At 63.1% G+C, this 21,371-nt stretch carries 17 protein-coding genes and 1 tRNA gene; 8 read left to right on the top strand and 10 right to left on the bottom strand.

What is annotated here, in order from left to right; genetic code table 11:
• Positions 1 to 8: 8 nt before the first annotated feature.
• The 4 genes from QX034_RS25795 to QX034_RS25780 all read right to left on the bottom strand — a co-directional run bounded on the left by QX034_RS25795 (position 9) and on the right by QX034_RS25780 (position 4,068).
• Complete coding sequence (locus QX034_RS25795; protein WP_315705158.1) at positions 9 to 881, bottom strand: ABC transporter permease subunit; 873 nt, start codon at positions 879 to 881, stop codon at positions 9 to 11.
• Positions 882 to 993: 112 nt separating this feature from the next.
• The gene (locus tag QX034_RS25790; RefSeq protein ID WP_315705157.1) at positions 994 to 2,235 is read right to left on the bottom strand and encodes an urea ABC transporter substrate-binding protein; all 1,242 of its coding nucleotides are present in this window, start codon (positions 2,233 to 2,235) and stop codon (positions 994 to 996) included.
• A 10-nt stretch (positions 2,236 to 2,245) separates the two neighbouring features.
• Positions 2,246 to 2,911, bottom strand: a complete 666-nt coding sequence (locus QX034_RS25785) for an ANTAR domain-containing response regulator (protein ID WP_315705156.1) — start codon at positions 2,909 to 2,911, stop codon at positions 2,246 to 2,248.
• Positions 2,908 to 4,068 carry a transporter substrate-binding domain-containing protein gene (locus QX034_RS25780; protein WP_315705155.1) on the bottom strand — a complete coding sequence of 387 codons (1,161 nt, stop codon included), beginning with the start codon at positions 4,066 to 4,068 and terminating at the stop codon, positions 2,908 to 2,910. Before QX034_RS25780 ends, QX034_RS25785 begins: the two co-directional genes overlap by 4 nt.
• Before the next feature lie 446 nt (positions 4,069 to 4,514).
• On the opposite strand from QX034_RS25780, the gene QX034_RS25775 reads away from it, so the two are divergent.
• A complete protein-coding gene (locus QX034_RS25775) occupies positions 4,515 to 5,045 on the top strand; it encodes a nucleoside deaminase (RefSeq protein ID WP_315705154.1) in 531 nt (176 codons plus the stop codon).
• Positions 5,046 to 5,118: 73 nt separating this feature from the next.
• On the opposite strand, the gene QX034_RS25770 is transcribed toward QX034_RS25775, so the two are convergent.
• Positions 5,119 to 6,225, bottom strand: a complete 1,107-nt coding sequence (locus QX034_RS25770; RefSeq protein ID WP_315705153.1) for a hypothetical protein — start codon at positions 6,223 to 6,225, stop codon at positions 5,119 to 5,121.
• A gap of 561 nt (positions 6,226 to 6,786) precedes the next feature.
• Here QX034_RS25770 and QX034_RS25765 point away from each other — a divergent pair.
• The 4 genes from QX034_RS25765 (at position 6,787) to QX034_RS25750 (ending at position 11,493) form a co-directional block, all read left to right on the top strand.
• Entirely contained in the window at positions 6,787 to 8,358 is a 1,572-nt protein-coding gene (locus tag QX034_RS25765) for an ABC transporter ATP-binding protein (protein WP_315705152.1), read from the top strand.
• A complete protein-coding gene (locus QX034_RS25760) occupies positions 8,342 to 9,433 on the top strand; it encodes an ABC transporter permease (protein ID WP_315705151.1) in 1,092 nt (363 codons plus the stop codon). The genes QX034_RS25765 and QX034_RS25760 overlap by 17 nt, the downstream gene beginning before the upstream one ends.
• A complete protein-coding gene (locus QX034_RS25755) occupies positions 9,420 to 10,337 on the top strand; it encodes an ABC transporter permease (protein WP_315705150.1) in 918 nt (305 codons plus the stop codon). The genes QX034_RS25760 and QX034_RS25755 overlap by 14 nt, the downstream gene beginning before the upstream one ends.
• A gap of 76 nt (positions 10,338 to 10,413) precedes the next feature.
• Positions 10,414 to 11,493 (top strand): BMP family ABC transporter substrate-binding protein, encoded by a 1,080-nt coding sequence (locus tag QX034_RS25750; RefSeq protein ID WP_315705149.1) that lies wholly within the window; start codon positions 10,414 to 10,416, stop codon positions 11,491 to 11,493.
• 90 nt (positions 11,494 to 11,583) lie between these two features.
• Here QX034_RS25750 and QX034_RS25745 read toward each other — a convergent pair whose 3' ends face one another.
• Positions 11,584 to 12,933, bottom strand: a complete 1,350-nt coding sequence (locus tag QX034_RS25745) for an 8-oxoguanine deaminase (RefSeq protein WP_315705148.1) — start codon at positions 12,931 to 12,933, stop codon at positions 11,584 to 11,586.
• Positions 12,934 to 13,096: 163 nt separating this feature from the next.
• On the opposite strand from QX034_RS25745, the gene QX034_RS25740 reads away from it, so the two are divergent.
• Positions 13,097 to 13,924 (top strand): FAD binding domain-containing protein, encoded by an 828-nt coding sequence (locus tag QX034_RS25740; protein ID WP_315705147.1) that lies wholly within the window; start codon positions 13,097 to 13,099, stop codon positions 13,922 to 13,924.
• A complete protein-coding gene (locus tag QX034_RS25735) occupies positions 13,921 to 16,644 on the top strand; it encodes a molybdopterin-dependent oxidoreductase (protein ID WP_315705146.1) in 2,724 nt (907 codons plus the stop codon). Before QX034_RS25740 ends, QX034_RS25735 begins: the two co-directional genes overlap by 4 nt.
• Before the next feature lie 35 nt (positions 16,645 to 16,679).
• Here the strand turns inward: QX034_RS25735 and QX034_RS25730 are convergent, their stop codons facing one another.
• Positions 16,680 to 16,952: a hypothetical protein gene (locus QX034_RS25730; protein WP_315705145.1), complete on the bottom strand. Its 273-nt coding sequence runs from the start codon at positions 16,950 to 16,952 to the stop codon at positions 16,680 to 16,682.
• An 89-nt stretch (positions 16,953 to 17,041) separates the two neighbouring features.
• Here QX034_RS25730 and QX034_RS25725 point away from each other — a divergent pair, with 89 nt between their 5' ends.
• Complete coding sequence (locus tag QX034_RS25725) at positions 17,042 to 18,235, top strand: urate hydroxylase PuuD (protein ID WP_316167059.1); 1,194 nt, start codon at positions 17,042 to 17,044, stop codon at positions 18,233 to 18,235.
• A 177-nt stretch (positions 18,236 to 18,412) separates the two neighbouring features.
• On the opposite strand, the gene QX034_RS25720 is transcribed toward QX034_RS25725, so the two are convergent.
• From QX034_RS25720 to QX034_RS25710, 3 genes are all read right to left on the bottom strand, one after another.
• The gene (locus QX034_RS25720) at positions 18,413 to 18,853 is read right to left on the bottom strand and encodes a hypothetical protein (RefSeq protein WP_315705143.1); all 441 of its coding nucleotides are present in this window, start codon (positions 18,851 to 18,853) and stop codon (positions 18,413 to 18,415) included.
• A gap of 123 nt (positions 18,854 to 18,976) precedes the next feature.
• The gene (locus QX034_RS25715; RefSeq protein WP_315705142.1) at positions 18,977 to 20,959 is read right to left on the bottom strand and encodes an autotransporter domain-containing protein; all 1,983 of its coding nucleotides are present in this window, start codon (positions 20,957 to 20,959) and stop codon (positions 18,977 to 18,979) included.
• 307 nt (positions 20,960 to 21,266) lie between these two features.
• Positions 21,267 to 21,340: transfer RNA gene (locus QX034_RS25710), tRNA-Gly, on the bottom strand.
• Positions 21,341 to 21,371 lie beyond the last annotated feature (31 nt).

Below are 21,371 nucleotides of genomic sequence, written 5' to 3'. Positions count from 1 at the left end.
GCTCTCCTTCAGGTCCGCTCGCGCAGCACGAAGCCGGAAATGCCCTTCGGCAGGACCCGGACCACGATGATGACCGCGATCAGCAGCCCGATCTGGCCGAACAATTGCCCCTGCCAGGAGGTCATCGCGGATTTCACGATCGCGAGCACGCCGGCGGCGGGAGCGGTGCCGAGGAAGACATCGGCGCCGCCGATCACCACCGTGACGAACGCCTCCATGATGAAGGTCGCGCCCATGGTCGGCACCAGCGTCATGGTCGGCGCGTAGAGCCCGCCAGCGAGGCCGGCGAGCCCTGCCCCGCATGCGAAGGTCAGACTGTAGATCAGGCGGGTGTCGACCCCCAGCGCTGCCGCCATGTGCGGCACCTGGATAGTCGCGCGCGCGAGCACACCGAAACGGGTCCAATTGAACAACGCATAGAGCAAGCCCAGCACCGCGAGCGCCGCCAGGAACAGCACGATGCGGTAGACCGAGTAGGAATAGGCGCCGACCTGAAAGCTTCCGAACGGCGTGCCGACGCCGGCCATAGTGGAGCCGACCAGGATCAAGGTGCCTTGTGTGGCGATCAGGCTCAGTCCCCAGGTCGCGACAATCGTATCGAGCGGACGCTCATAAAGATGCCGGACCACCAGCAGTTCGACCAGCACGCCGACCAGAGCCGCGACCAGGGTGCCGGCGAGGATGCCGAGCGGCAGCGGCAGGCCGGCATGCACCGTCGCCGCGGTCACGTAAGCACCGCACATGATGAACTCGCCATGAGCGAGATTGATCACCCCCATCATGCCGAATATGACGGCCAGGCCACAGGCCGACAGCACCAGGAACGCGAATGCGTCGCCGAATTGGTAGAGTGCGGAGAATGTCAGTGTCGCGATGTCCATGACTTCGGTCGAGGTTTGCGCAAGGTCAGATATGCGTGGGCGCAGATTTGCGGGGGGGGGGGGTGCAAGAGCCGCCCCGGCGTGAGGGACGCCGGGGCGACTCTTCCGCCGATCAGGGCTTCGGCGGGGGCGGATTCGACGGCGTGTATTGCGCCATCGGATCCTTCTTGGTCAGGTCGCAGCCGGCTTCGCCGAGCCAGTACGGCTTGATGTCCTCCCAGACTTTCGGGAAGGAGATCGAGTGATCGGCGCCGACCTTCGCCAGATAGATCGTGTGCGACATGTGCTGGCTCTTCGGGTCGATGCAGACCTTGCCCTCGGGCGCATCCATGCAGACGTCGCCCTGCGCGATCACCTTGCGAATGTCGTCGCGCTTGGTCGACTTCGCCCGCTCCGCCATCTGCTTGTAGAGATAGACCGCGAGATAGGAATTCTCCGCTTCCTGGTTCACATAAGGCTCGCTCGGGAACTTGGCCTTGAACTTGGCGTAGAACTCCTTGCTCTTCGGCGAATCGATTTCCTCGATATAGTTGGTCGTAACGTACATGTCCTTCAGGCTCGGCGGCTTGAAGCGCTTGTGCTCATAGCCCTGACCGACATTGACCGAGGATGCCATCGGCAGGTTGACGTTGGCGGATGCCGCCTGCTCGTAATAGGAGGCCTGCGCGGTACCGACCAGGAGCGTGACCACGAAGTCCGGCTTCGCCTTCTGGATGTTCTGGATGCTTTGCGAGAATTGGGAAACACCGAGCGGGATGAACTCCTCACCGGCCATCTCGCCGCCGTTTTCCTTGACGATCTTGCGGACCCACTCGGCCGAGATTTGGCCGAAATTGTAGTCGGCGGCCAGGGTGTAGACCTTCTTGCCGTAGGTCTTCATCATGTAGGGAATGAGCGTCGAGAATTGTTGCTCGGGTACCGCGCCGGTCACGATCATATGGCCGTCGCAGACGCCGCCTTCGTATTGGTTGTTGTAGAAGGCAAAGCCGTTGAACTGGTCGACGATCGGCCGGTACGCCTCGCGCGAGGCCGAGGAGAAGCCGGCGAACACGACGTCGACCTTGTCCCGCTGCAGTACGCGCCGCATGAACTCTTGGTAGCGCGTGTTGTCCGACTGTGTGTCGTAGGTCACGAGCTCCAGCGGCCTGCCCATGATGCCGCCGGCCTTGTTGATCTCGTCGGCGGCGAGTTGGATCGCGTGCACCTTGCCGATGGTGGCAGCCGCAAAGTCGCCGGACTGATCCTCCAGCACGCCGAGTTTGATCGGATTCTCCGCCGCGAGCACGCCTGACGCAAGGACAAGCGTTCCCGTGAGGGCCGCGGCGCGCAGCCCTCTCACTACAGATCTGGTCATCGTGATGCTCCTACATCGCTTGCTTTTTTTCGCCTTCCAGCGCGACGCTGATCGCGCGGGCGGGCGTATCGGGCGGTCTCGCCCGTCGTTTCAGAAACTCCTCGCAATAGAGTTCCAGCTTCTGTCGCACGCGCATGCTGTCGCGGCGAAGTTCCGAATAGGCATCGTCCTCATTCGATCCGGTTTCCTGCATGCGCAGGACGACCGCTCGAACCACCGCGCGCCGGCCCCGCTGGCGGCTCTCCAGCTCCTGCAACTGCTCGAACATCTCCGCGCGCAACAGGAACTGATTGATGCCCATGAACAGTGACGTATAGACGGCTCCGCCGTGCACGGGCTTGCGCAGAAACGAGGTCGCGCCCAGGTTGACGAGCGCTTTCAGCCGGCTCGGGGCTTCGACGCCGACCAGCCCGATGACCGGTACCGGCGGCAGCTTCGATACGGGATTGACCTCGAACGTCACGGCGCCATCGAGATCTCCGTCGACGAAGAGAATATCGCGCTCGGGGTGCAAACTGCCGACATCGATTTGGGCGCGGCCGTCGACAATGTCGGGATATTCGCAAGCGACACCGAGCTTGGCCAGCGTCGTCTCCAGCGTGGATTCCCATCCTGCGCGGCGGATGACCACGAGCGCACGGCCACCCTTGAAGTTCTGCAGCAATCGGAATGTCATGATTTCACCATTCGCAGCAGCGGAGGACGCATGGCCGTCGCAAAGCGCGGCGACGACTGTACGAGATAGGGATCTGGCTCGATCGGCTGACGCGCTTCCAGGAGCAGCTCGAATTGTCCGTGGAGGGACGAGCGGCCGATCCGCGGCGTTAGCCAGGCATGATAGGTTTGTGGATCGATCCGCACCTCGCCTTGCGGCGCGCGCAGGCGCTGATTGGCGACCGCGCCGCGCACGAGGCGCGATTCGTCGCTCCCGGCCTGCGCAAGTGTCGCGCCCAACAGCTTCACCGCGATATAGGAGGCCTCCGCATCGGCCGAGGCGACGGGTCCACCAGGAAAGGCGCTCGTATATGTCCGCATGAACGCCGCGTTCTCCACCGTGTTCAGTGAAGAGAAATACACGCTGGAGGACAGGTGTCCGTCGACAGCTTCGGCGCCGATTTCCTGCAGTTCGGGTTCGGAGAGCGTGCAGCTCGCCACCGGTATTCGCGCCGCTTGGTCGATGCCGCGAGAGCGGCAGGCGGCGCGGAAGTCGCGAAGGAATGCGTAAGCGCTCGTGCCGATCAGGTTGTTGAACACGAAGTCCGGGCGCTGGTCGAGGATCGCCGAGATAACCTGGTCGAATTCGATGTCGCCGACCGAGAGATAGCGTTCCGCCACGACCGTACCGCCGCGCGCCGTCAGCGCTTCGCGGAAGATGCGATTGTTCTCCCACGCCCAGATATAGTTGGACCCGACGCAGAAGGCACGCTTTCCGACCCGGGATGCGAGATAGTCGACCAACGGCAATACATGCTGGTTCGGCGCCGCCCCCGTGTAGATGACGTTATCGGAACTCTCGAATCCCTCATAATGAGAGGGATACCAGAGCAGGCCGTCGAATTTCTCGAAACAGGGGATAACCTCCTTGCGACTCGACGAAGTGTAGCAGCCGATCACCTGGCGAATGCCGGACTTCAAGAGGTCGAGGCTGAGCTCACGGTATTTCGCAAGATCGCCGGACGGATTGACCACGACCGGTTCGAGCGTGACGCCATCCTGCGTCTGATTGATCTCGCTCAGCGCCAAGAGCGCACCGTTCAGCATCGAGCGCGCGACGACGCTGTACGGCCCCGTCGTCGAGAACATCACGCCGATCCGAAACTGCTTCCGTGCCATTCCTCGACCCAAAACAAAAAAAGCGCCCGCCGGCTGTGAAGCCGAGGGCGCCCTCGCCACCAACCAAACGCACCCTTTCGGGACGGTGTTGGAAATGATTGAACTCGTTGCGTTGACGGGCCACGCTGCCCAACGCGCATGGCAACGGTCGTCTAGAACCCGGACTCTGTCAAGAGCGTTATCAGAGCGATGACTGCATCAAATCGCACCAGCATGCGTCAAAACTATGCACGGTGAGACGCTCCGGTTGTTCAAGGTCTTACTCTTGACGCTGTAGTCGTTCTGTCATCGGTTCTGCGCACCACGCACTTCGATGCGTCCGCCCGCTCATACATACTGCGAAACGGAGCGCACGCACAGCACGATCCCACGCGGCACCTAGGAAGACTTGCTGCGCGAGCCTGAGAAGCTCAGTATTGGGGACATCGCTCCGCAGCGGAGGATCAATGGTCAAGCAGCATATCAATGGCAGCGCACCCGCCGGCACCGGCGTTCCCGGATCGCGCGCGGGCGATGAAGATTTCCTACGGCGTTCTTACGCCGTCGCGCTCCGATCGCTCGCGCACGGCAACCACCCTTTCGCGGCCATTCTGGCCGATGAGCACGGAAACGTCCTGATCGAGATGGAGAATGGCTACATGCCCACGCGCGACGGCACGGCTCATGCCGAACGACTCGTCGCCACCGAAGCCTGTACCACGCTAAGCGAAAACGTCAGAGCGAAAGCGACGCTGTATTCGTCCGCCGAGCCCTGCGCGATGTGCGCAGGCGCGCTCTACTGGGCTGGCATCGGGCGTGTGGTCTACGGTTTGAGCGAACACCGTTTGCGCGCAATCACCGGCAACCATCCGGAGAACCCGACACTCGACCTGCCCTGCCGCGATGTGTTCGCCAGTGGGCAGCGGCCGACGGAGGTCATCGGACCGCTGCTCGAGGACGAGGCCGAAGCGGTTCACGCCGGCGTGTGGGGGACCTGACGGCGGGTCCCTAGGAAGACGGTCGATGGCGCCGGATGCGATCGCGGCGCCATCGGCTCATCAGATGCGATGATCAGAACTTGACGGTGATGCCGCCATACACCGTCTCCTCGGTGCAGGAGTTGTTGCTGACACCCGCCCGGACGTTGCAGACCGTGCTGACCTTATGGTCGATGCCGAACTTGTTCTGCCAGTAGCGGTAGGCGACCCAGAGATCGACGAAGTGCGAATACTTCTCGCCCAGCACCGCCTTGCTGGCGTCGAAGGTCAGACGAATCGGCTCCGAGTTCAACTCGATCGCGGTCTTGATGCCCGGCAGCGGATTGTTCTCACTCCCCTTCTCGCCATACCATCCGGCGCGGCCGCTGATCGACCAGAATTGCATGTTGGGCGGCAGGAAGCCCAGATCCATGTAGTAATTGACCTCGACAGCCCAGGTCGGGTTGAAGCTGCGGTTGCCGTCATTAAGGCAGTTCACGCCGGGTACGGCAGGCGCCGGCAGTTGCCAGCCAGCTCCGCACTGCGTAAAGGCATTGCGGTTGTAGAACTCCCAATAGACCAGAGGCGCAACGTCGATATAGCCCTTATACGGCAGATCGAACGCGAACTGCAGACCCGCGACCACGTCGCGCTTGGCCGGCGAGAGATAATTGTTCTCGGTATTGGCATCCATGCCCACTTCGAACGAGACGTTGTGCAGCGGCCCCATCGTAAAGGCCTTGGTGTTGAAGATCTCGTTCCAGCCGAAGGTCGAGCGGAACAGGCCATAGATCTCGGTTGCACCTTCGCACGACGCCGGCGTGGCAATTCCGGTCGACGGCGTGAAGATCACACCGGCATTGGTGCAAGGATTGGCCGGATCGTTATGGTCCGACTTGAACATCGAGATCGTGAAGAAGTTGGTGCCGTATTGCCAGAGATCGAAATGGGTAAAGGAGTAGACCTGCTTGGCGGTGGTGCCGTTGATGCTTCCGTCCGGCCGCACCGAAAATACACCGGGATCGGTGCCCTTCGGCATCCATGAGAAGCTTACGCGGTTATCGATCAGCAGGAAGAATGGCAGATCGGCTGCCTTCTTCGCGGCTTTGACCGGCAGATCGGCCGCCGCAGCAGAGCCGATCGTCCCCAGCACTCCGGCCGCCAGCGTCACTGCCGCAATGATTGTCCGACGAAACGTCATGAGCACCCCCAGTTGAAAAGCAATCACATTTGTTGGAGCGGAGAGTTGCGCCGATCTGCCGAGGGGAGAAGCCTCATCTTTTTTCAACGCCTGCCGCGCCTTTCATCAGGGTGGCGCCTCGACGTCATCGGCTTGTATGCACGAGACGGAGCTGCAAGCGCGGTCAGGCCGGCGCCGAAAGCGATCGGCGCGCGAAGCTTATTAGTTCACATTACTGAGATTTTTGTCCGCGGCTCGAACGCCTGAGCCATGCCAAGTCGGAGACTGCCGATGTGCCGAATTGTCGAACCTGCGCGTGGAATGATGCTGCTCATCCAACAAGCAGCGCTAGCTGCATCGGATTGATTTACAAAGACTGTCGTAAATTTACAACAATCCAGCCACGATCCAGGCGAGGCGGTGTGGTCGATCGACGCGGCGGCCTCCGCTCATCGCAGGCTGACGCTGAGCAGGAGTTAAGCACAGGGTGACGCTTTTCGCCTCTTACGTGCAGCGACAAATTAGCCCACAATTCGGGCAAGCCTCCTATCAGCAAGCCTCCCTATCAAGCTGTGGCAGAGAATGTCCGATTTGCCGCCCGCCGCCTCACCTGCACCCGGAATCCCACTCCTGCAGACTGTCGGTTTGACCAAACGCTATGGCGACTTCGTCGCCAACGACGCGATTGATTTCGAAATCTGGCCAGGCCAGATCCACGCGCTGCTCGGCGAGAACGGCGCCGGCAAATCGACCTTGGTCAAGAGCATCTACGGACTGATCCAGCCGAGCGAGGGCGAACTGCGTTGGCAGGGCCAGCGAATCGTGCTGTCCGGCCCGGCGCAGGCACGTGCTCTGGGTATCGGGATGGTGTTCCAGCACTTCTCCCTGTTCGACAACCTCACTGTCGCCGAGAACGTCGCGCTCGGCCTCGACGGCGAGGAGTCGTTCAAGGCGATTGCCGCGCGGCTCGCACATGTCGCGCGCGACTACGGGCTGCCGCTCGATCCCAAACGCGAGGTCTGGCAGCTCTCGGTCGGCGAGCGCCAACGCATCGAGATCGTACGCGCCTTGATGCAGAGACCGAAATTCCTGATCCTGGACGAGCCGACCGCGGTGCTGACGCCGCAGGAGGCAGACCAACTGTTCGTAGTCCTGGAACGGCTGAAGGCGGAAGGCCGCGCGATCCTCTACATCAGCCACAAGCTCGAGGAGGTGAAGCGGCTCTGCGATACCGCCACGATCTTGCGCGGTGGCAGGAAAATCACGACCTGCAATCCCAGGCTCGAAACCGCCGCCTCGCTGGCGCGCATGATGGTGGGCTCGGAGGTCAAGACGGTGAAGCCCAGGGGCGAACGCCGGGTGACCGTGCCGCGGCTCGTCGTCAACGACCTCGCTCTTCCGCCCGATAACCCGCATGGCGTGAACCTGCGGCACATCTCGCTGGAACTGCGAGGCGGCGAGATCCTCGGCATCGCAGGGGTCGCCGGCAACGGCCAGGATGAACTATTCGCGGCTCTGTCGGGTGAGCGGCGGGTGAAAGAACCCGGCACCATCATCATCGACGGCATCGCCTGCGGGCACCTCTCGATCACCGAACGCCGGAAGCTGGGTGCTGCGTTCGTGCCGGAAGAGCGGCTGGGGCATGGCACGGCGCCGCGGATGAGGCTTTCTGAAAATGCTCTGCTGACCGGCCATGCGGCCGGCGAAATGGTTCAGCATGGCTTTGTCAATACCGCAGCCACGCTGCGAACGGTCGACCGCGCCACCGAGGCGTTCGACGTCCGCAAGGCCGAGCGCGATCCGGAGGCTGCGAGCCTGTCAGGCGGCAATCTGCAAAAATTCGTGGTCGGCAGGGAAATCTTGCGCAACCCCGCCGTGCTCGTCGTCAACCAGCCGACCTGGGGTGTTGATGCGGGCGCCGCGGCTGTGATTCGCCAAGCCCTGCTCGATCTGGCGGATCAAGGTGCCGCAGTTCTCGTCACGAGCCAGGATCTTGATGAGTTGATCGAGATCGCCGACCGGATCGCAGTGATGTTCCACGGCCAATTGTCGGTCGCCTTGCCGCGGTCGGAGGCGACGCGCGAAAAGCTCGGCCTGTTGATGGGCGGCAGCAGCCTCGATCAGAAGGATACGGCGCATGCAACTCGTGCTTGAAAAACGCGCCGAACAGTCGCGCACGATAGCACTGGTTTCACCACTGATCGCGATCGGGCTCACCCTCGTAACGATGACGATCCTGTTCGCCCTGCTCGGCAAGAATCCGCTCGCCGCCCTGGCGGCCTATTTCATCGCACCGCTCACCGACAGCTATTCGTTGCAGGAGATCGCGGTCAAGGCGACGCCGCTGGTGATGATCGCGATCGGGCTATCGCTATGTTATCTCGCCAGCGCCTGGAATATCGGCGCCGAAGGGCAGTTCCTGATCGGCGCGGTCGCCGGCAGCTGGATCGCGGTGAAGACCCAAGGCACCGACGCCGGCCATTGGGTCCTGCCCGCCATGCTGCTGGCAGGCGCTGCCGCCGGTGCGCTGTACGCGCTGATCCCGGCGCTATGCCGGGTGAAGTTCGGCGCAAGCGAGATCCTCACCAGCCTGATGCTGGTCTATGTCGCAGATCTGCTGCTTGATTACCTGGTCCGCGGTCCCTGGCGCGACCCGGCCGGCTTCAATTTCCCGACCACCGCCGAGTTCGATCCCGTCGCGACGGTGCCTGTGCTGATCGAGGGCGGACGCCTGCATCTCGGCGCCATCATTGCCCTCCTGGTCGTGGCTGGCGCCTTCATCGTGCTACGGCGAACCATCAAGGGATTCGAGATCCGTGTGGTCGGCGCAGCCCCGCGCGCCGCACGTTTCGGCGGCTTCAATGCCGATCAACTGATCGTCTTGACCTTCGCCGTCTCGGGTGCGCTCGCCGGGCTGGCCGGCATCATCGAAGTTGCCGGACCGGTCGGGCACCTGCAACCAGGAATTTCGCCAGGTTATGGCTTCACGGCGATCATCGTGGCGTTCCTGGGCCGGCTCAACCCGATTGGAATATTAATTGCAGGGCTGTTTCTCGCGCTGACTTTCATCGGGGGCGAGCAGGCTCAGATCACCATGAAGATTCCGCTGGATGTGACCAAGGTCTTCCAAGGCATCCTGCTGTTCTACGTGCTCGCCTGCGATTCCCTGATCCTCTACCGTTTTCGGCTGATCCTCGCGTCACGGGGGGTGCAACGTGGAGTTGGTTGAGGCCATCATCCTCTCGGTGCTGGCGGCTTCGACGCCGCTCTTGATCGCGGCCACCGGCGAGTTGGTGACCGAGCGCTCCGGCGTCCTCAACCTCGGCGTCGAAGGCCTGATGATCGTCGGCGCCGCCTGCGGATTCGGCGGTGCCTGGCTGTCCGGCTCCATCGTCGTGGGCGCGCTCTGCGGGATACTCGCGGGAGCGGCATTGTCGCTGATCTTTGCCTTGATGACACTTGGGCTCGCGGTCAACCAGGTCGCAACAGGTCTTGCGCTCACGATTTTCGGCATCGGATTATCGGGCCTGATCGGCGCGCGCTTCGTGGGCGAGCGCATCTCGACCGCACCGCATTTGCATATTCCCGGGCTAAGCGAGGTCCCGCTGGTCGGCCGGATCCTGTTCGGCGAGGATGCCTTCGTCTACTTGTCGATTGCGCTCATCGTCGGAGTCTGGTGGTTCCTGTACCGAACGCGTGCCGGGCTCGTATTGCGAGCCTGCGGGGACAATCATGTCTCGGCGCATGCGCTCGGCTATCCCGTGCTGCGCATTCGAATGTACGCTGTCCTGTTCGGCGGCGCCTGCGCCGGGCTTGCCGGCGCCTATCTGCCGCTTGCCTATACACCTTTCTTCATTCCGGGCATGACCGCCGGCCGCGGCTGGATCGCGCTCGCGCTCGTCGTGTTCTCGTCCTGGCGCCCAGTTCGCCTGGTGATAGGCGCCTATCTGTTCGGGGCGGTGACGATCCTGCAATTGCACGCGCAAGGCGCCGGCGTCGGCATCCCATCGCAATTCATGTCGGCCCTGCCCTATCTCGCAACCATCATCGTGCTGGTGCTGCTGGCGCGGACCCGGACCGGCGGTTCAACCGCGCCGGCGGCGCTCGGGACGGTGTTCGTGCCGGATCGATGAAGATCACTCGGGGCACATGCGAGGGGGCCGCATGTTGTTCTGCAAGTTCACCCCCGACCGTTTTGGGAGATTGATGATGGCGAACAGATTTTTGGCGGCAGCTGCCGCGCTCATCCTTACCGCTGCCGTCAGCGGCGCGGCGCTCGCCGCCGATAAGCTGAAGGTTGGCTTCATCTATCTGGGCCCGATCGGCGATCTCGGCTGGACCTATCAGCACGAATTGGCGCGACAGGCGCTGGTCAAGGAGTTCGGTGACGAGATCGAGACGACCTATCTCGAGAATGTTCCGGAGGGTCCCGACGCCGAACGCGCGATCGAGCAGCTGGTCCGCGCCGGCAACAAGCTGATCTTCACGACCTCGTTCGGCTACATGGACCCGACACTGAAAGTCGCGAAGAAATACCCCAATGTGCATTTCGAGCACGCCACCGGCTACAAGCGCGACAAGAACATGTCGACCTATTCGGCGCGCTGGTATCAGGGCCGCTACATCCAGGGGCAGATCGCAGCGAAGATGTCCAAGACCGGCGTGCTCGGCTATATCGGCTCGTTCCCGATCCCCGAGGTGATCTCGGGGATCAACGCCACCATGATCGGAGCCCAGTCGATCAATCCGAACATCAAGGTCAAGATCATCTGGGCGAACACCTGGTTCGATCCCGGCAAGGAAGCCGATGCGGCCAAGGCTCTGCTCGATCAGGGCGCCGATATCATCATGCAACACACCGACAGCCCGGCGGCCATGCAGGTCGCGGCGGAGCGCGGCAAGTTCGCCTTTGGCCAGGATTCGGAGATGATCAAGTTCGGTCCCAAGGCGCAGCTGACCTCGATCCTCGACACCTGGGCGCCCTATTACGTCGCACGCGTCAAGGCCGAGCTCGACGGTGCCTGGAAGCCGGAGAACACCTGGGGCGGGCTCGAATCCAAGATGTTCGAAATGGCGCCCTACACCAACATGCCTGATGATGTGAAGAAGATGGCCGAGGACACCCAGGGCGCGATCACTGCCGGCAAGCTGCATCCGTTCAAGTGCCCGGTGTTCGCCCAAGACGGCAAGGAGGTGGAGTGCAAGGGCGGCGATCACCTCGACGACAGCCAGATCCTCAGCATGAACTTCTACGTCAAGGGCGTCGATGACAAGGTGCCGGGGAAGTGACGCGTCGGTGAAGCTTTCGTTTCTCTCTCCCCTGCTTGCGGGGGAGAGAGCCCACCGCTGCAGCAGAACCATCTTTGCCCAGCTGAGAAACTAACCGATCTGCATCCTGCGTGCCGCCGCGCTGTGGCGCCGGATGAGATCGGCCAGATCTAGCCCGGGAACGACGCCGTCCACGACCGCCCATTTTCCGGCGACCATGACGCGGTCCGCGCGATGCGCGCCACATAACACCAGCGCGGCAAGCGGATCACCCGCGCCGGAAAACCGCAGTTCGTCGAGCTTGAACAGCGCGAGGTCCGCGGCCTTGCCGACCGCGATCTCGCCGAGCTCGGGACGGCCGATACAGGCAGCCGAGCCTTTGGTGGCCCAGCTCAGCGCATCCTTGTGGCTGACCTTGCCGACTCCATAGCGCGCCCGTTGCAACAGGAACGCCGCGCGCACCTCCTGCATCAGGTTGGATCCATCGTTGGAGGCAGAGCCGTCCACCCCAAGACCGATCGCGACGCCCGCCTCTTCCATCTCGCATACCGGACAGCAGCCGGACGCCAATATCTGGTTGCTGCAGGCGCAATGGGTGATGCTGGTCTTTGCCTTGCCGAGGCGCGTCATCTCCTCCTTATTGAAGAAGATGCCATGTGCAAGCCAGGTGCGCGAGCCGAGCCAGCCGCATTGTTCCAGATAATCGAGGGGCCGGCAGGCGTGGATCTCCTGACAGAAGGCGTTCTCGTCTTCGGTTTCCGCCAGATGCGTGTGCAGGCGCACGTCGAGCTTCTCGGCCAGTTCGGCGGTCGCGCGCATCAGCGAGGTTGTGACCGAGAATGGCGAGCACGGCGCGAGCGCGATCTGCACCATCGCGTCCGGTCCACGCTGATGATGCTTGGCGACCACGCGGGCGCTGTCGGCGAGAATCGTGTCCTCGTCCTGCACCACGCTGTCCGGCGGCAGGCCACCGTCGCGCTGCGAGCGGTTCATGGAGCCACGTGTCAGCGACACCCGCAGCCCCAGCCGCCTCGCCGCGGCCACCTCGATGTCGACGGCGTCCTCGAGCCCTGCGGGGAACACATAATGATGATCGGTGGTCGTGGTGCAGCCGGACAGCATCAGCTCCGCCATCGCCACTGTCACGCCGAGATCGAGCGCCTCCGGCGTCAGTTTCGCCCAGACCGGATAAAGCGCCTGCAACCAGGGAAACAGCTCCCGATCCATCGCTGCCGGCAACGCCCGCGTCAGCGTCTGGTAGAAATGATGGTGGGTGTTGATCAACCCGGGGATCACGACATGCGCCTTCGCATCGAAAACCGCGGCATTTGGGGTCGCGGGCTCGCACCCCGCCCCGACCAGCTCAACGATGCGGCCTCCGCTGGTGACCACACCGCGCGCGGCACCATCGGCGAGAATGGCGAGAGGGTCCCTGATCCAGATCGGCTGCGACTCGCTCATGTTCATCTTCCGCCTGCGCTCTGTGCCGGCCATATCGGCGCTCACCCCTCGGTTATCCAAGACTACGCCTGCAATCGAAAGGCCAACAGCACGCTATTGCCAGTTGGCGCCGGTCTTGCAAGGATTTCAATGGCGATGGTCGCCTCACGAGCGTCGACAGGTCATGGATTTGAACACCATCACCGAAGTGGTTCGTCCGCGCAGCCGGGCGGAGCTGCCGGTCTGGAAGGCAGGCGACGCCTGGCTCGCCGGCGGCACCTGGCTGTTCTCGGAACCGCAGGCGCATCTGTCGCGACTGATCGACCTCAGCGACCTTCACTGGCCGGCGCTCGAGGTCGACGAAACCAGCCTGGCCATCGCTGCAACCTGTACGGTTGCACAGCTCGACGCTTTCCCCTGCCCCGCCGACTGGCTCGCCGCGCCGCTGATCAATCAGTGCTGCCGCGCTTTCCTGGCCTCATTCAAGATCTGGAAGACGGCAACCGTCGGCGGCAATCTCTGCATGTCGCTGCCGGCCGGGCCGATGATTTCCTTGCTCGCATCCCTCGATGGCGTCTGCACGATCTGGAAAGCCGACGGCAACGAGCAGAGGATTGCAGTCGCTGACTTCGTGACGGGCAATCAGCGCAACGTGCTTGGCCCAGGCGACCTGTTACGACAGATCGATGTGCCGCTCGTGGCGTTGCGGCGACGCGCCGCCTTTCGCCAGATCTCGCTGACGCCGGTCGGGCGTTCGGCCGCCCTGGTGATCGGTACGACCGATCATGGTGGCGATCTGCTGCTGACCGTGACCGCCTCGACCGTGAAGCCGGTCCAGCTTCGCTTCGCCACCAAGCCCACCGCAGAGGTGATGCGAGAGTCGATCCTGCACGATGTTCCCGACGACCTCTATCATCGCGACCTGCATGGCAAGCCGGTCTGGCGCCAGGCGATGACGTTGCGGCTCGCCGAGCAAGTCCGCCGCGAACTGACGGACGACGTGCGAGCATGAGCTATCTCGTCAACGGCAAAGAACTGTCCGCCGCGCCGCGCCCAGGTCAGTGCCTGCGCACCTTCCTGCGCGAGACCGGTCATTTCGGCGTGAAGAAAGGCTGCGATGCCGGCGATTGCGGCGCCTGCACCGTACTGCTCGACGGCGAGCCGGTGCATAGCTGCTTGATCCCGGCGCTTCGCGCCGAAGGACATGCCATCACCACCATCGAAGGGCTGGCATCCGACGACGGGCTGCATCCGATGCAACAGGCCTTCGTCGATGCCCAAGGCTTTCAGTGCGGATTCTGCACGGCCGGCATGATCCTGACCTGTGCTTCGCTGAACCAGGCGCAGCGGCAGGAACTCGGTGTCGCGCTCAAGGGCAATCTCTGCCGCTGTACCGGCTATCGCGCGATCGAGGATGCGCTTCATGGCATCTGCAATATCGAGAATGTGCCTGCCGGCGAGGCTTTCGGCCGCAGCCTGCCGGCACCTGCCGGACCGCAGATCGTGCGCGGCGAGGCCCGCTACACGTTCGATACCGCTATCGACGGGCTCTGCCATATTAAGCTCGCGCGCTCGCCTCATGCGCATGCGAAGATTGTCGGGATCAACAAGGCTGCGGCACTCGCCGTGCCGGGCGTCGTGGCCGTGCTGACGCATGAGGATGCACCAGCCACGCTGTTCTCGACGGCGCGACACGAGAAGGCGTGGATGGATCCGGATGACACGCGCGTGCTCGACGATGTCGTTCGCTTCATCGGGCAGAAGGTCGCGGCCGTGGTCGCAGAGAGCGAGGCGGCGGCCGAGGAAGGCTGCCGGCGGCTTGCAATCAGTTACAAACTCCTCCCCGCGGTGGCCGATCCCGTTGAGGCGATATCACCGGGCGCACCGATCATTCATCCTGGCCGCACGCCGCAAGATCGCGTCGCCAATGCCGCGCGGAACATCGTTGCAGAGAGTCATGGCGAATATGGCGACGTCGCAGCGGCGCTCACGACTTCCGCCGTGACCTATGAGGGAACGTTCACGACGCAGCGGGTCCAGCACGCCGCGCTGGAAACTCACGGCGGTCTGGCCTGGCTCGAGCCCTCCGGTGTTCTCAACATCCGCTCGAGCACGCAGGTGCCGTTCCTGACCCGGCGCGCGCTGTCCGACATCTTCGGCTTGCCGGCGGAGAAGATTCGCGTGTTCTGCGAACGCGTCGGCGGCGGCTTCGGCGGCAAGCAGGAGATGTTCGTCGAGGACGTCCTGGCGCTGGCCGCGCTGAAGACCGGCCGGCCGGTGAAGCTTGAATTCACCCGCGAGGAGCAGTTCATCGCGACCTCGACACGGCATCCAATGCGCGTCACCGTGAGAGCCGGAGCCGACAAGGACGGCAAGCTCACGGGGCTGCAGCTCGACGTGCTCTCCAACACCGGTGCTTACGGCAACCACGCCGGCCCCGTGCTGTTTCACGCCTGTGGCGAATCGCTCGGCGTCTACAATTGCCCGAACAAGAAGGTCGACGCCGTCGTCGCTTATACCAATACGGTGCCATCAGGCGCATTCCGAGGCTATGGCCTGCCGCAGAGCCTGTTCGCGGTCGAAGCCGCGATCGACGAGCTGGCACATCAGCTCAAGATCGATCCGTTCGAGATGCGACGACGTAACGTCGTCAAGTCCGGCGACCCCATGCTGTATCCGCCGGACAACGGCTACCGTGACGTCTTCTATGGCTCCTATGGGCTGGATCAATGCCTCGATTTGGTCGAGCGAGCGATGGCCGCCGATATCAGCAAACCTGACCTCTCCGCGGAATGGCTCACCGGCGACGGCATCGCGCTGACCATGATCGACACGGTGCCACCGGACGGCCACATCGCCGATGTGGCGATCGCACTGCGCGAAGATGGCGGCTTCGATCTCACCGTCGGCACCGCCGAGTTCGGCAACGGCACCAGCACCGTGCATCGTCAGATCGCTGCGACGATCCTCGCCACCGCTGTGGATCATATCAGCCTGAGACAATCCGACACCGCGCATGGCGGACACGACACCGGTGCCTATGGCTCGGCCGGCACCTTCGTCGCGGGACGCGCAACACAGGATGCGGCGGAGCAATTGGCCGATCGGCTCAGGACCTTCGCGGCGCGGCTTTGGGCTGTCGATCCTGACGCGTGCACGCTGGCCGATGGCGGCGTGACGCGTGGACGGCAACGCTTCTCCTTCGCGGAGCTTGCGAAGCAGGCCAAGACCGACGGAACGGCCCTTGCGGCGAACGGCAACTCGCGCGGCACGCCGCGCTCCGTCGCATTCAACGTGCAGGGCTTTCGTGTCGCCGTGAACAAGCATACCGGCGAGATCAAGATCCTCAAGAGCGTGCAGGCCGCTGACGCCGGCCGCGTCGCCAACCCGATGCAGTGCCGCGGCCAGGTCGAAGGCGGCGTAGCGCAGTCGCTCGGCGCGGCACTCTATGAGGAGGTGGTGATCGATGCCAACGGCCGCGTCGTCAACCCCAAATTCCGCGACTACCATCTGCCGTCATTCGCCGACGTGCCGCGCACCGAGGTGCTGTTCGCCGAGACTACCGATGCGCTGGGTCCGCTGGGCGCGAAATCGATGAGCGAAAGCCCTTACAACCCGGTGGCGGCGGCACTCGGCAACGCGCTGCGCAAGGCGACCGGCATCCGCTTCACCGCGGTGCCGTTCAAGCCGGACCGGCTATTTCCACTGCTACAGGAGAAGTTCGGCGGTTGATCGCGAACGAGACGATGAGGTCCGAGACGATGGCGCTATTGCTTCGGCCGCCGGTCGTAGGAGAGGCCGAACAGGCCGCTGCGTTCGGTCTCGGGCTCCGGCTCAGAAGCCGGCTTCGCTTCGGCCTGAGGGGGCACTGCCGGCTTCGGCAAAGTCTCGCACTTCATCGAATAGACCAGCTTGCCATCCTCTGTCCGCCCGATCGGCGCGCAGGGGTCGGCGCGTCCGGCGGCGTCCTTCGCCACCGGCTTCATCTGCGCCCAGGCGGGCTGCGCCAGCAACAGCATGACCAGAACCAGCTTCTTCATCGAACCGCCTCGCTTCATCCTGGCTTATTGAACTTGATCAGGCGCAGGAAGTCCACCGCAACGCCAACCACGCGAATCATGAGAAAGATATGTGGGGATCGATCATATCGGAGTGGCTGAGCCTGATCTTCCGCTGGCTGCATGTTGTGGCAGCAATCGCCTGGATCGGCAGTTCGTTCTACTTCATCCATCTCGATCTCAGCCTCAAACCGCGCCAGGGCCTGCCTTCCGGCGTCATGGGCGAGGCGTGGCAGGTGCATGGCGGCGGCTTCTACCACATGGTCAAATACCTGATCGCGCCGGCGCAGATGCCGAGCGAGCTGACCTGGTTCAAATGGGAGGCCTACACCACCTGGCTGTCCGGCTTCGCGCTGATGATCGTGGTGTACTATCTCAATGCCGACTTGTTCCTGATCGACAAGTCGATCCTCGACCTGACGCCGTTGCAGGCCGGCCTGTTCAGCTTCGGCTCGCTCGCCTTGGCGTGGCTGCTTTACGAGACCGCCTGCCGCAGCGGACTGGCGCGGCATGAGCTGCCGTTTGCGCTCGGCGGCTATGTCTTCCTGGTCGCGCTCACCTATGCGTTCACGCACGTCCTAAGCGGACGCGGCGCCTTCAACCAGATCGGCGCGATCATCGGCACCATCATGGTCGCCAATGTCTTCGCGGTGATCATCCCGAACCAGAAGAAGATCGTCGCGGCACTGCTCGCGGGCGAAGCGCCGGATCCCAAGCTCGGCAAGGCCGGCAAGGAACGCTCGGTCCACAACAACTATCTCACGCTGCCCGTCGTCGTGCTGATGATCAGCAATCACTATCCGCTGCTGTTCGCCACCCGCTACAACTGGCTGATCGTCGCGATCGTGCTGGCGCTCGGTCCCGTGATCCGACATTTCTTCAACGAACGGCACAAGGGCAGACCCTCGCCGTGGTGGGTGTGGGGTGTCGCCGTGGCCGGGATGATCGCGATTGCGCTGTTGTCCGCCGCCGGACCGCGCGATGCCAAGGCCGCATCAGCGCCAAGCGCGCCGACCTATGCGCAAGTCGAGGAGATCGTGCTGTCCCGCTGCAGCATGTGCCACGCCGCCGAGCCGGTGTGGGACGGGATCGTCACCGCGCCGAAAGCGGTGCTGCTCGACAGCCGCGAACACATCCAGCGCAATGCGCGGCTGATTGCGCGCAACGCTGCCTGGTCGAGTGCCATGCCGCCCGGCAACATCACCGAGATCACGCCCGAGGAGCGCGCCGTGCTTGCCGCTTGGGCGGCGAGCCGAGACCGATAGCGCCGCAAGGCCAATCCCATTGCGGCATCTCCGCCGCATTGCGCGCTGCCGATCCAGCACCAGAAAAATGATCGGCAAGGCAACGACCAAGCCACCGCAAGGTCAGAAGCCACGATCCGTTTTCGACGGGTCCGTGTCCGAACGACACGAACCCGTCAGCGGGCTCGCCGTTGCAGATCAGTCCGAGATCCCGTCGTCTTCGTCCGCCTCGTCGATCTCGCCCGTCTCTCCGCCGCTGTACTCGATGCCTTCGGCGTCGAAGACGCGGCCGTTTTCAACGATCCACTCGACGTCCGAGTAGACGTGATCGACCGGCTCGCCCTTCTCTGCTTCGTCGGCATCGTGCTCTTCCATGGCCGAGAAATCCTCCGGATCGGCATGCTTGCGAACGAATTCATGCAAGACCTTCTCGTCGTGCACTACGAAGTGCAGCGTGTGATAGATTTTCTTCATCGGATCCTCGGGAGGTTTTGGGGGGCGGCTCATCCGCCGCGCCGAAGGGTGAAATAGAGCTTCGTGTCTGGAATTCCAACTCGGACCATTCTCTTGGGCCGGTTGTGTGTCCGTTGCGCCACGATCCGCCGTTCGCGCGGCGCGCTCCCGGAAGAACGCTGACATATTCGACCGGACTCGGTCCGAAGCGGTCGGGTTCGATTTGAACACGACGATCCGGTCCTGGCTGCCGGACTCATTTGCTTCACCGCACGAGATCGCGGCCAGCTGTTCCCAAACCGTGACGTGTCAGAACCGCCACTTCAACGTGCCCTTTACCGAATTATCCTGAACGCGGTCGGCGAGTTGTCCGAAATAGACCAGCTGCAGCACGACCTGAGGCGTAACAGTCAGATCCAATCCGGCGTTGACTAGCGCTGCGTCGCGCGCGAGCGGCACGCCGGCGGCAAGGAAGGACGCACCATTGGTAGCGAAGGCAAGCGCAGCCCCAGGGTTCACGCTGCCGAAGGCGTGCTGCCATGCGACCGAGACATGCGGCGTAAGTACCAGACCACTTTGGAGGACATAATTGTCGGCCGCGCGCGCTCCCAGCGTGGAATAGCCGACGTCTTCTCTGCTGCCGAAACCGCTCAGCGCCGCAGCACCTCCCTGTTCCGCGAAGCTGTCGGTGTCGAGATGGACCCACGCAAGCCCGGCAAACGGCTCGGTCGCGATTTGCCCGAATGACGTGCCGTACCCCACTTCGCCAAAGACCTGAGTCGTGGTCGCATGATAACGGGCACCGTCGGCGTCGAAGAATCCGGGAAAGATGACTATTCGATTGGTATCGACCGTATTAAAGCTGCCCGAAGCCGCGCCGCGCAGGTTCCAGGGGCCGAAGTGGCCTCCGACGTAGCCGGCGACATGCGCGGTATCGATGCCGGCCGAGCTTCTCGGGTCGGCGATACTCGGGGAAGAGCTGGTATAGCCGACGGCAAAGCCGGCGAGCCAATCGGGCGCGAAGCGGCGGTCGACGCCGGCAAAGAATCCACCGAGATCGCGGTTCACGCTCGACGCATCTCCCTTGCCACCAAACCTGCCCCAGGCACCAACGCCCTGAGCCCAGAATACATTCTCAGGGTTGGGTGGCTGTGGCACTGCTGCTTTCACCGGAAACGGAGGCCTGGACCGGTCGGCATAGGCGAGCGCAGAGTCCCGCTCCTGACTGAGAGAATATGAGCCGGCCCCGTCCGCATGGGCCAACATGGGGCCTCCGAGACCGAGAGCGGCCATCGGGCCGAGCTCGCCGGCGAACGAGGCTTGGCGCATGCGTCCGAGCACCGCCTCGCGCAAATAGACACTGTCGCCGAACATCACCGTGCGAGCGCTGGCATGGACCTCTCCATCGAGCTGGACGAGCGCGGAGCGCAACGGTCGGGGATCATCTCCGAAATTGAGCACGTCGAGAGCGTTGTACATGCTGTCCATGGCGGTAAAGAGCGCCGGATAAGGTCCCCGGTCGAGCGCTCCGGCAACGGCTCCCGCGTTGCCGCCGCCGGCCCGCGGCGTATAGAGCAGAGCCTGGGCACCGATCAGCTGCGCGTTGATGTAGTCGGCAGTCGAAATGAACAGAGGAGGTTGCGCCGTAGAGCTGCATCCCGCTCCGTTTTGTTGCTGCCCGATGATGTATTCCTGCACCGCGCCGCCGTGGCCCCATACCCCGAGCGGCGGAGCCTGCGAATTGAGGATCGCACCGGCCGTGCCGAACAGAAGGCACGTCCCTGCGGGCACCTGCACCAGCGTCTGCATCGTCGGGACTGCGGGCAGCGCCAGGAGGTCGCGAATCTGTTCCGGCGTCAGACCGCGCACCGCGTTGGTACCAACGATGAAGTTGCCGATCTGGCCGATCCCTGCGTTCGGGGCATAGAAGCGAACGAACTGCGTCGGCACCGCCGTCAATACGACAGCCGCTTGCGAGCCTGTCGTATTGACGAATGACAGCGTGGACGGAGTTATGAGACCATCCAGGAAATTGTTGGCTTCATAGCCATTGATGATTTCCGGGACCGCCGTACCCTGCAGGCCCAACCTGAAAAAGCTCTGCCCGCGCACCACGGGACCAAAAACGATCTGGCCGGGGGGCAGAGTCCCGATCTGGGAAGCCGCGGGACGAATGCCAGCGACGGTCTGAATGACCACGAGGCAAAGGAACATCAAACAAAGCTGCAGCCGCCTGCGCACTGTCCTGTCGACGATCGGCCCGGCGGGCCACTGCAAACAGGCGCCCCTCATGATGGTCCTCCCAGACATCAACGACTTGAAGTTGTATCATGAGAGGGGCAAGATCATTGTTGCACGCAGGAGACAGTTCGAATGAGAATGCTGGTTATCGACGGCAGAACGGCGGCGGTGAGCTACCTGCACCGCGACGACGAGGCCAGGCAGCAGACTCAGCTGAAGCGCATCAATAAGCGTAGCAAGTGGGCGTAATCGCTCCGGCGCACTTTTCGAACAGACCGGGAAGGCTTGTCGGAAGTGTCCAGCCTGGCTTGTCGGAAGTCCGAATCGTTCGCAGCCTAGCCCAAGCCATTGAAACCATTGGAGCGGGTGAAGGGAATCGAACCCTCGTATTCAGCTTGGAAGGCTGCTGCTCTACCATTGAGCTACACCCGCGTTGGGCGCTCTCCCTAACATGGCGGAACGC

The sequence above is a fragment of the Bradyrhizobium sp. SZCCHNR3119 genome, from assembly GCF_032487775.1.
Taxonomy (GTDB): domain Bacteria; phylum Pseudomonadota; class Alphaproteobacteria; order Rhizobiales; family Xanthobacteraceae; genus Bradyrhizobium.
Note: the sequence above shows the minus strand (reverse complement) of the source record. Positions and strands in the feature narration are given on the sequence as shown.

Coding starts and splice junctions, on each gene's coding strand:
- QX034_RS25795 (WP_315705158.1), bottom strand. CDS start 881: ATGGACATCGCGACACTGACATTCTCCGCACTCTACCAATTCGGCGAC.
- QX034_RS25790 (WP_315705157.1), bottom strand. CDS start 2,235: ATGACCAGATCTGTAGTGAGAGGGCTGCGCGCCGCGGCCCTCACGGGA.
- QX034_RS25785 (WP_315705156.1), bottom strand. CDS start 2,911: ATGACATTCCGATTGCTGCAGAACTTCAAGGGTGGCCGTGCGCTCGTG.
- QX034_RS25780 (WP_315705155.1), bottom strand. CDS start 4,068: ATGGCACGGAAGCAGTTTCGGATCGGCGTGATGTTCTCGACGACGGGG.
- QX034_RS25775 (WP_315705154.1), top strand. CDS start 4,515: ATGGTCAAGCAGCATATCAATGGCAGCGCACCCGCCGGCACCGGCGTT.
- QX034_RS25770 (WP_315705153.1), bottom strand. CDS start 6,225: ATGACGTTTCGTCGGACAATCATTGCGGCAGTGACGCTGGCGGCCGGA.
- QX034_RS25765 (WP_315705152.1), top strand. CDS start 6,787: ATGTCCGATTTGCCGCCCGCCGCCTCACCTGCACCCGGAATCCCACTC.
- QX034_RS25760 (WP_315705151.1), top strand. CDS start 8,342: ATGCAACTCGTGCTTGAAAAACGCGCCGAACAGTCGCGCACGATAGCA.
- QX034_RS25750 (WP_315705149.1), top strand. CDS start 10,414: ATGGCGAACAGATTTTTGGCGGCAGCTGCCGCGCTCATCCTTACCGCT.
- QX034_RS25745 (WP_315705148.1), bottom strand. CDS start 12,933: ATGAGCGAGTCGCAGCCGATCTGGATCAGGGACCCTCTCGCCATTCTC.
- QX034_RS25740 (WP_315705147.1), top strand. CDS start 13,097: ATGGATTTGAACACCATCACCGAAGTGGTTCGTCCGCGCAGCCGGGCG.
- QX034_RS25735 (WP_315705146.1), top strand. CDS start 13,921: ATGAGCTATCTCGTCAACGGCAAAGAACTGTCCGCCGCGCCGCGCCCA.
- QX034_RS25730 (WP_315705145.1), bottom strand. CDS start 16,952: ATGAAGAAGCTGGTTCTGGTCATGCTGTTGCTGGCGCAGCCCGCCTGG.
- QX034_RS25725 (WP_316167059.1), top strand. CDS start 17,042: ATGTGGGGATCGATCATATCGGAGTGGCTGAGCCTGATCTTCCGCTGG.
- QX034_RS25720 (WP_315705143.1), bottom strand. CDS start 18,853: ATGTCAGCGTTCTTCCGGGAGCGCGCCGCGCGAACGGCGGATCGTGGC.
- QX034_RS25715 (WP_315705142.1), bottom strand. CDS start 20,959: ATGAGGGGCGCCTGTTTGCAGTGGCCCGCCGGGCCGATCGTCGACAGG.